Annotated in this window: 7 protein-coding genes; 3 read left to right on the forward strand and 4 right to left on the reverse strand. The window is 74.4% G+C overall.

Annotated features, from left to right (window positions below; translation table 11 throughout):
• Positions 1 to 91: 91 nt before the first annotated feature.
• The 4 genes from ABZ920_RS23945 to ABZ920_RS23960 are packed head-to-tail and all read right to left on the reverse strand — an operon-like array spanning position 92 to position 3,901.
• Positions 92 to 1,060 (reverse strand): complex I subunit 1 family protein, encoded by a 969-nt coding sequence (locus tag ABZ920_RS23945; protein ID WP_361508479.1) that lies wholly within the window; start codon positions 1,058 to 1,060, stop codon positions 92 to 94.
• Entirely contained in the window at positions 1,057 to 2,802 is a 1,746-nt protein-coding gene (locus ABZ920_RS23950) for an NADH-quinone oxidoreductase subunit C (protein ID WP_361508482.1), read from the reverse strand. The genes ABZ920_RS23945 and ABZ920_RS23950 overlap by 4 nt, the downstream gene beginning before the upstream one ends.
• On the reverse strand, positions 2,799 to 3,503 hold the full coding sequence (locus ABZ920_RS23955; protein ID WP_361508484.1) for an NADH-quinone oxidoreductase subunit B family protein: 705 nt from the start codon (positions 3,501 to 3,503) through the stop codon (positions 2,799 to 2,801). Before ABZ920_RS23955 ends, ABZ920_RS23950 begins: the two co-directional genes overlap by 4 nt.
• The gene (locus ABZ920_RS23960; protein WP_361508487.1) at positions 3,494 to 3,901 is read right to left on the reverse strand and encodes an NADH-quinone oxidoreductase subunit A; all 408 of its coding nucleotides are present in this window, start codon (positions 3,899 to 3,901) and stop codon (positions 3,494 to 3,496) included. The genes ABZ920_RS23955 and ABZ920_RS23960 overlap by 10 nt, the downstream gene beginning before the upstream one ends.
• 273 nt (positions 3,902 to 4,174) lie before the next feature.
• Here ABZ920_RS23960 and ABZ920_RS23965 point away from each other — a divergent pair, with 273 nt between their 5' ends.
• The 3 genes from ABZ920_RS23965 to ABZ920_RS23975 all read left to right on the forward strand — a co-directional run bounded on the left by ABZ920_RS23965 (position 4,175) and on the right by ABZ920_RS23975 (position 7,966).
• Complete coding sequence (locus tag ABZ920_RS23965) at positions 4,175 to 5,395, forward strand: sensor domain-containing protein (RefSeq protein ID WP_361508490.1); 1,221 nt, start codon at positions 4,175 to 4,177, stop codon at positions 5,393 to 5,395.
• Between the two features lie 159 nt (positions 5,396 to 5,554).
• Positions 5,555 to 6,922 carry a sensor domain-containing protein gene (locus tag ABZ920_RS23970; RefSeq protein WP_361508492.1) on the forward strand — a complete coding sequence of 456 codons (1,368 nt, stop codon included), beginning with the start codon at positions 5,555 to 5,557 and terminating at the stop codon, positions 6,920 to 6,922.
• A 372-nt stretch (positions 6,923 to 7,294) separates the two neighbouring features.
• Entirely contained in the window at positions 7,295 to 7,966 is a 672-nt protein-coding gene (locus ABZ920_RS23975) for a response regulator transcription factor (RefSeq protein ID WP_361508502.1), read from the forward strand.
• Positions 7,967 to 8,420 lie beyond the last annotated feature (454 nt).

Raw genomic sequence — 8,420 nt, forward strand, 5'->3', positions numbered from 1 at the left:
CCCTTGGCGAGGCCGCTGCCGGGAAGGGACCGGCGGGGCCGCCCGGAGGGCGCCGTCGAGGCGCGCTGGTCGGGGGACGGGCTGGACATGGCTACCGGATCACCACCTTGACGATGCCGGTGAGGGCGATCTGGGCGAGGGAGAGGGGGACGAGAAGGGTCCAGGAGAGCTTCTGGAGCTGGTCCTCGCGCAGCCGGGGGTAGGTCACGCGCAGCCAGATCACGACGAAGGCGAGGATCGCGGTCTTCAGCAGGGTCCACACCCAGCCGAGGCCGTCGGCGCCCCACGGGCCGTGCCAGCCGCCGAGGAAGAGGACGGTGGTCAGGCCGCACAGGACGATGATCCCGGCGTACTCGGCGAGGAGGAACAGGGCGAAGCGCAGACCGGTGTACTCGGTGTACGCGCCGAAGATGATCTCCGAGTCGGCGACGGGCATGTCGAACGGCGGACGCTGCAGCTCGGCGAGCCCGGCGACGAAGAAGACGAGCGCGCCGACGATCTGCCAGGGCACCCACCACCAGTGGAAGGCGCCGAGGATGCCGGGGATCGAGACGGTGCCGGCCGCCATCGCCACGGAGGCGGCGGCGAGCAGCATCGGCAGTTCGTAGGCGAGGAGCTGGGCGGCGGTGCGCAGGCCGCCGAGGAGGGAGAACTTGTTCGCGGAGGCCCAGCCGGCCATGAGGGAGCCGAGGACGCCGACGCCCATGACGGCGAGGACGAAGAACACGCCCGCGTCCAGCACCTGGCCGACCGCGCCCTCGCCGGGGCCGATCGGAATGGCGAGCAGCACCAGCAGGTAGGGCAGCAGGGCGACGGCGGGCGCGAGCTGGAAGATACGGCGGTCCGCACCCGCGGGCACCACGTCCTCCTTCTGCGCGAACTTCACGCCGTCCGCGACGAGCTGGGCCCAGCCGTGGAAGCCGCCGGCGTACATCGGGCCGAGACGGCCCTGCATGTGCGCCATCACCTTGTGCTCGGTCTGGCCGACGATCAGCGGGAAGGTCAGGAAGACGACGAAGACGATCAGGAGTCGCAGAGCGACGTCTGCCACGTCGTTCACCGCGGGCCTCCTTCGGGGTCGTCGTCCTGGGACGGGGGTGGGGTGGTGTCGCGAGAGGGTGCGGGGGCCGGTCCGGACGGCCTCTCGTCCGGCTCCGCTCGCCGCTGGTCCGGCTCCGCTCGCCTCTCGTCCGGCTCCGCTCGCCGCTGGTCCGGCTCCGCTCGCCTCTCGTCCGGCTCCGCTCGCCGCTGGTCGGACTCGGGTTCGTCGAAGGCCGGCCGGGCGTGGTGCCAGGGGGCGTCCGAGCTGCGCGGGGCCGTGGGCGGCTTGGGAGAGCGGGCAGCCGACGCGCGGACACGCTGGGAGGCCGAACCCTCGCTCGCGCTGCGCGCGCGGCGCGGCCCGGCGGGTGGGGTGGCGGGGGCGGCCGGCTCCGGCTGTTCGTCCCGGTGCTCCTGCCGCTGGGAGGCGGAGCCCTCGGACGCGCTGCGTGCGCGGCGCGGGCCGGCCGGCCTCGCCGGAGCGGTCGCCGCGCCCGCGTCCGCCGGGTGCGTCGCGGCCGGTTCCCCGGACGCCGCCGGCTGGGCGGTCGTCCTGCCGGTCGCTCCCTCGGGCGGGCCGGCCGGTTCATGGGCCACCGACGCCTCGCCGGCCGGGCCGTCGACCGGCGGTATCGGCGTGCTGACACCCTCGGACGCCACCTGCTTCTCCGTGGCCGCCCCTTCGGCCGCCGCCTGTACCTCGGGCGCCGCTCCTTCGGCCGCCGATGCCTCGGGCGCCGCTCCCCCGGTCGCGGCCCGTGCCTCGGGCGCCGCTCCTTCGGCCGCTCGTGCCTCGGGCGCCGATGCCTCGGGCGCCGTCCCCCCGGTCGTCGCCTGCCGTTCGGGCGCGGTGGCCGTGCCGTCCGCGGCGTTCGCCGCAGCCGCCTCGCGGCGGGCCGCGGCCTGGCTCGCCGAACCCTCGCTCGCGCTGCGCGTCCGGCGGGGCGGCCCGGCCGCGGGGCCCGTGCCCGGACCGCCGGCGGACGGGGCCGCCGGGCCGGACGACACCGCCGCGCCCCCCTCGGCCGCTGCGGAGGCAGCCGAAGGCGTGGCCTGGCCGGCGGAGCCCTCCGCCGCCGTACGGGTACGGCGGACCGGACGCTCGCCCGCCGCGCGCACCGGACGCTCACCGGCCGTCCCTCCCGCCGCCGCACGCCCGGCCGCCCGCGCGGGGCGGGCGGGGGCAGGCGGGAGCTGGCCCTTCAGCGGGCCCCACTCGTTGGGGTCGGGCACGCCCGGGGGCAGCATCTGGCGCCGCTTGGGGCCGCCGTGCTCGGACTCGCCCGGCTCCTTCGCGCCGGGCCAGGCCTTGGCCACGCGGGCCGCGAGGACGAAGTCCTTGCGCAGCGGATGGCCCTCGAAGGTCTCCGGGAGCAGCAGGTGGTCCAGGGCCGGGTGGCCCTCGAAGACCACGCCGAACATCTCGTGCGTCTCGCGTTCGTGCCAGGCGGCGCCCGCGTAGACGTCCACGGCACTGGGCAGGGCCGGGGCCTCGTGCGGGACGGTCGTCCGCACGAGCAGCCGCCGGACCGGCGCCAGGGCGACGACGTGTGCCGAGACGCGGAAGCCCGTGCCCGGCTCGTCGACCGCGCTCAGCCAGTCGAAGTAGGTGCAGCCCAGCTCGTCGCGGGCGGTCCGCAGGGCGGGGAGCCAGGCCGCGGCCGGTACGTCCACCGTCAGGACCTCGTACGACTCCTGCGCCGTGGCCTCCGCGCCGAACAGCTCCTCGGTGGGCGCGGGCAGCCAGCCGGCCGCGGTCATCGCCCCTCCTCCGCGGCCCCGTCCGCGGCCCCGTCCGGACCACCGGCAGAACCCGAACGCCCGCTCCCCTGCGGACCCGCCGCCGGCGGCTTCACCAGCCCGCTCCGCAGCGCGGCGGCCGAGGGGCGCGCGGCGCCGCTGCCGTACCGCTCGCCCAGCGACTCCCGGGCGATCTTCTCCTGGAGCTTGAGGATGCCCTGGAGCAGCGCCTCGGGCCGGGGCGGGCAGCCGGGGACGTAGACGTCCACCGGGATGACCTGGTCGACGCCCTTGGTGACGGCGTAGGAGTCCCAGTACGGGCCGCCGCAGTTGGCGCAGGCGCCGAAGGAGATGACGTACTTCGGCTCGGGCATCTGCTCGTACAGGCGTTTCACCGCCGGGGCCATCTTGTCCGTCACCGTGCCGGAGACGACCATCAGGTCGGCCTGGCGCGGACCCGGCGCGAACGGGATCACGCCCAAGCGGATGAAGTCGTGGCGGGCCATCGACGCGGCGATGAACTCGATCGCGCAGCAGGCGAGGCCGAAGTTGAACACCCAGAGCGAGTAGCGGCGGCCCCAGTTCAGGACGACCTTCATCGGCTCGGGGGCGAGACGCGCGAGCGCGCCGAGCCTCTTCGGTTCCGGCAGCGCCACCGGGCCCGGAACCTGGGCCGGCACCGTGCCCTGGACGGTCTCGGGGGTGGAGGGGTTCACGTCCATGCCAGGACGCCCTTCTTGTATGCGTAGAGCAGGCCCACGGCCAGGAAGCCGAGGAAGACGAACATCTCCACGAGCGTCGCCGCCCCGTAGCCGGGGGCGGCGAAGACCGTCGCCCAGGGGAACAGGAAGATCGAGTCGACGGCGAAGATCACGTAGAGGAACGCGTAGACGTAGTAGCGGACCTGGGTGTGCGCCCAGCCCTCGCCGACCGGGTCGACGCCGCACTCGTACGTCATGAGTTTCTCGGGCGTGGGGACGACGGGGCGCAGCAGGCGGCCCGCGCCGAAGGCCACGGCGACGAAGAGCACACCCACGACGGCGAGCAGTCCGACGACGGAATAGGACTGGAAGTAGTCCGCCGCGACGACGACGGTCGACTCCGGCAACGTCTCCCGCACCGTCCGTTCCTCTCCCTCGGCCTGGTGTTCACGGGCCCCGGTTCCGCCGGGGCGGGCGGACCGGGTGCCCGTCCTGCGGCCCTGCGGTGCCGGGTCACCCGTGCCCAGCGTGCATGCTGTGTTCGACGCTTCGTACGCACGGGAGTCTAGGCCCTGCTAAAGAAACGGTAAGCGGCCCGTCGCGCCTTGAGACGCGGTGGTGGGGTTTTCCCCCGTGGGCCAGGGCGGCCGACCTCATGGCGCCGCAGCACGCGGCGCGGCACGCTGACCCCTATGACCGCCCCTGAAACCGTACTCGTCACCTCCGCCGGCCGGGCGGCGGCCGGATCCGAGGACCGCCTGCCCCCGGCTCGTCCCGCCTACGAACTGCCCACCTGGAAGGAGATCACGCATCTCCTGGTGAACCTGCCGATGGCCCTGCTCGGCTTCGTCTACGTGATGGCGGTGCTGTTCACCGGGTCCGCGCTGACGCTCACCGTGATCGGCTTCCCCGTGCTCGCGCTCGGGCTGGCCGGTTCGCGGCAGCTCGGCAGGCTGGAGCGGGCCCGCGCCCGGGCGCTGCTCGGGCTGCGGATCGACGAGCCGAGCCCGCTGCCGCTGCGCCGGACGAAGGGCCTGTTCGACCGGCTGTGGCTGATGCTCAAGGACCCGGTGGCCTGGCGCACGGTCCTGTACGACCTCGTCCGGCTCCCCTGGGGCATCCTCACCTTCACCCTCACACTGGTCTCGCTGTTCGTGCTGTGGCCGGTGCTGCCGTACCTGGCCCGGGGCCTGGCGAACGTGGACCGGGCGATGGCGCGGGCGCTGCTGTCGCCCTCCGACGAGCTGGAGCGGCGGATCGCCGAGCTGGAGTCGGACCGCGGGGTGGTGGTCGACACGGCCGCCGCCGACCTGCGGCGCATCGAGCGTGACCTGCACGACGGCGCGCAGGCCCGGCTGGTCAACCTGGCCATGGGACTCGGCCTGGCCAAGGAGAAGCTGCTGGAGGGCCGGGCGGACGAGCACGTGGCGGCGATGGTCGAGGAGGCGCACGGCGAGGTGAAGCTCGCGCTGCAGGAGCTGCGCGACCTGGCCCGGGGCATCCACCCGGCCGTCCTGACGGACCGCGGCCTGGACGCGGCGCTGTCGGCCGTGGCCTCCCGCTGCACCGTGCCGGTGAAGGTGACGGCCGACCTGGCCGCGCGGCCGGCGGCGGCCATCGAGGGCATCGCCTACTTCACCGTCTCCGAACTGCTCCAGAACGTCAGCAAGCACAGCGGCGCGACGTCCGCCGCCGTCGAGGTCTGGCGCTCCGACGACCGGCTGCTCCTGCAGGTGTGGGACGACGGACGCGGCGGCGCGCGCCTCGACGGCGGCTCGGGCCTGCGCGGGCTGGCCGAACGGCTGGACGCCGTGGACGGACTGTTCGTCGTCGAGTCGCCGCCAGGCGGCCCGACCACCGTCACGGCCGAGCTGCCCTGGCGGGACCGGGCGGACGACTGCCGGGCGGGCTGACCCGCCCCGGAGGGTGGGGAAAACCCCCCGTCCGGGACGCCGACGGCCTCCATGGCCCGGTGACCTGCGGCCGAGCAGGCTGGGGGTACGGCGCGGCGACCGGACGTCCGCCGCTGGACGCAGGACGCAGGACGAGCGACGAGGGACGGGACGACGCCGATGGCCACCGAGTACGGACAGGGCTACGGGCCCCACAGCGGGGCCGGACACCGCGGCACGGGCTGGGACGCGGGGGCCGCGGGAGGAGGGCACCGGCTGCCCGCCGGGCTGCGGGCGCCGTTCGAGGCGCGCAGCCTGCGCGAGTTCGGCTATGTGCTGCTGGGCCTGCCGATCGGCATCGCGCTGTTCACCTACGCCGTCACGATGGTGTCGCTGGGCGCCGGCCTGCTGGTGACGTTCCTGGGCGTGCCGGTGCTGGCGGCGGCGCTGGCGGGCTGCCGCGGGCTGGGCGCGCTGGAGCGGGCGCGGGCGCGCGGTCTGCTGGGCCTGCGGGTGGCCGAACCGCAGCCGCTGCGGATGCGCAAGCCGGGCCCGATGGCCTGGATGGGGGCGGTCCTGAAGAGCGGCACCTCGTGGCGGGCCCTGCTGTACGCGGTGCTGCAGTTCCCCTGGGCGGTGTTCTCCTTCACGGTCGCCGTGACCTTCTGGACGCTCGGCTGGGGGCTGCTGACGTATCCGCTGTGGTTCTGGGTCTTCCCGGCGTACGCCGGCGAGGGCGGCATCCAGCTCTACGGCGACGAGCACCACCGGATCTACCTCGACAACCCGTTCGAGATCACGACGACCGCGCTGGTCGGGCTGCTGTTCACGCTGGCGAGTCCGTGGATCGTGCGGGCGCTGACGACGGTGGACCGGCTGATGGTCCACGGACTGCTCGGACCGTCCCGGCTGTCGGCGCGCGTGGTGGAGCTGGAGTCGGACCGCGGGGTCGTGGTCGACACGGCCGCCGCCGACCTGCGGCGCATCGAGCGTGACCTGCACGACGGCGCGCAGGCCCGGCTGGTCAACCTGGCCATGGGACTCGGCCTGGCCAAGGAGAAGCTCACCGAGGACCCGCGGGCCGCGGCACGGATGGTGGACGAGGCGCACGGCGAGGTGAAGACGGCGCTGCGGGAGCTGCGTGACCTGGCGCGGGGCATCCACCCGGCGGTGCTGACGGACCGCGGCCTGGACGCCGCGCTGTCCGCGGTCGCCTCCCGCTGCACCGTGCCGGTGCAGGTGGAGGTGGACCTCGCGGAGCGGCCGGCCCCGGCGATCGAGGGCATCGCCTACTTCACGGTCTCCGAGCTGCTCCAGAACATCAGCAAGCACAGCGGCGCGACGTCCGCCACCGTCGACGTCTGGCGCTCCGACGACCGGCTGATGCTCCAGGTCGTGGACGACGGGGCCGGGGGCGCCGACGTCACGAAGGGTTCGGGGCTGGCGGGCCTCACCGAGCGGCTGGACGCCGTCGACGGGATCCTGCTGGTCGACTCGCCGGCGGGCGGTCCGACCCGGGTGACCGCGGAGCTGCCCTGGCGCGGCTGACCACACGGACGAACGATGCCGGGCGCCCGGGCGGGTGCCCGGCACCGGCGCGACGGGTGCCGGGCACCGCTCGGAACCCGAGGCCACCCGGTGCCGGGCACCGCCCGGGGCCCGGGGCCGGACGCCACGCAGGGCCCGAAGCCACCGGTGCCGGGCGCCGGCGCGGGTGCGGGGTGGAGCGCCGGCCGCCGCGGGTGCGCCTCCCCAGAGCGCCCGGCACTCCTGTCCCCGGCTGGGTTCCGTCTTCCGGATCCTTCCGTCCCGTCGCTCTCCCCCTCTTCCCCCGGCCGGGCGCGGCGGGGTCCGGATGCTGGAATGCTGGACCCGTCGTACGGACGGCAGGTGGCCGAGGCTGTGGGGGGACCGAAGATCATGGAGGACAGGGTGCGGGTGGTCATCGCCGAGGACTCGGTGCTGCTGAGGGAGGGGCTGACCCGGCTGCTGACCGACCGCGGGCATGAGGTCGTGGCGGGTGTCGGCGACGCCGAGGCGCTGGTCAAGACCATCGCCGAGCTGCACGCGGAGCAGGAGTTGCCGGACGTGGTCGTGGCGGACGTCCGGATGCCGCCGACGCACACCGACGAGGGTGTGCGGGCGGCCGTGCAGCTGCGCAGGGCGCATCCCGGTCTCGGCGTGCTCGTGCTGTCGCAGTACGTGGAGGAGCGGTACGCCACCGAGCTGCTGGCCGGGTCGAGTCGCGGCGTCGGGTACCTGCTCAAGGACCGCGTGGCCGAGGTGCGGGAGTTCGTGGACGCGGTGGTGCGGGTGGCGCGCGGCGGCACGGCCCTCGACCCCGAGGTCGTGGCGCAGCTCCTCGGGCGCAGCCGCAAGCAGGACGTGCTCGCCGGACTGACCCCGCGGGAGCGCGAGGTCCTCGGCCTCATGGCCGAGGGACGGACCAACTCCGCGATCGCGCGGCAGCTCGTGGTGAGCGACGGGGCCGTCGAGAAGCACGTCAGCAACATCTTCCTCAAGCTGGGCCTGTCCCCCAGCGACGGGGACCACCGGCGTGTTCTCGCGGTGCTCACGTATCTGAACTCCTGACGGGCCGACACTGGGGCACGGACGACGCGATCGATCGGTGCGCGAGCGCGACCGGGTAGGCATGGGCGGGACACCGGAACCGGCCGGCGACGCACACCGCCTTCGAAGGAGGTTCCAGTGGCGAACGCAACGGCCCGGAGGAGGGCAACGCGGCGTTTCATGCGTGCGTCCATGATGCGAACGGCACAAGGAAGGCGACCCCGACGGTCGTAGGGTTGATCCTGGGAAAGGTCTTCGGGAAGGCCGCTCCCACACAGCCGCCTCGAAGGAGGTCCAGTTCAGTGACCAGCCAGGTCAGCAGTCCAGCGGAGCAGGCCGACGGAGCCGTCGTGGGAGAGCAGCGCAGGGCGGCCGGGACGAAGGACGTCCGTCGTCTGGACCGGGTGATCATCCGGTTCGCGGGTGACTCGGGTGATGGTATGCAGCTCACGGGGGACCGGTTCACGTCGGAGAC

Origin of the sequence: Streptomyces sp. NPDC046831 (assembly GCF_040645305.1) — a bacterium.
Taxonomy (GTDB): Bacteria; Actinomycetota; Actinomycetes; order Streptomycetales; family Streptomycetaceae; genus Streptomyces.

Bases quoted from the DNA above. Each gene is read 5' to 3' on its own strand.
- ABZ920_RS23950 (WP_361508482.1), bottom strand. From the start codon at position 2,802: ATGACCGCGGCCGGCTGGCTGCCCGCGCCCACCGAGGAGCTGTTCGGC.
- ABZ920_RS23955 (WP_361508484.1), bottom strand. From the start codon at position 3,503: ATGGACGTGAACCCCTCCACCCCCGAGACCGTCCAGGGCACGGTGCCG.
- ABZ920_RS23965 (WP_361508490.1), top strand. From the start codon at position 4,175: ATGACCGCCCCTGAAACCGTACTCGTCACCTCCGCCGGCCGGGCGGCG.
- ABZ920_RS23970 (WP_361508492.1), top strand. From the start codon at position 5,555: ATGGCCACCGAGTACGGACAGGGCTACGGGCCCCACAGCGGGGCCGGA.
- ABZ920_RS23975 (WP_361508502.1), top strand. From the start codon at position 7,295: ATGGAGGACAGGGTGCGGGTGGTCATCGCCGAGGACTCGGTGCTGCTG.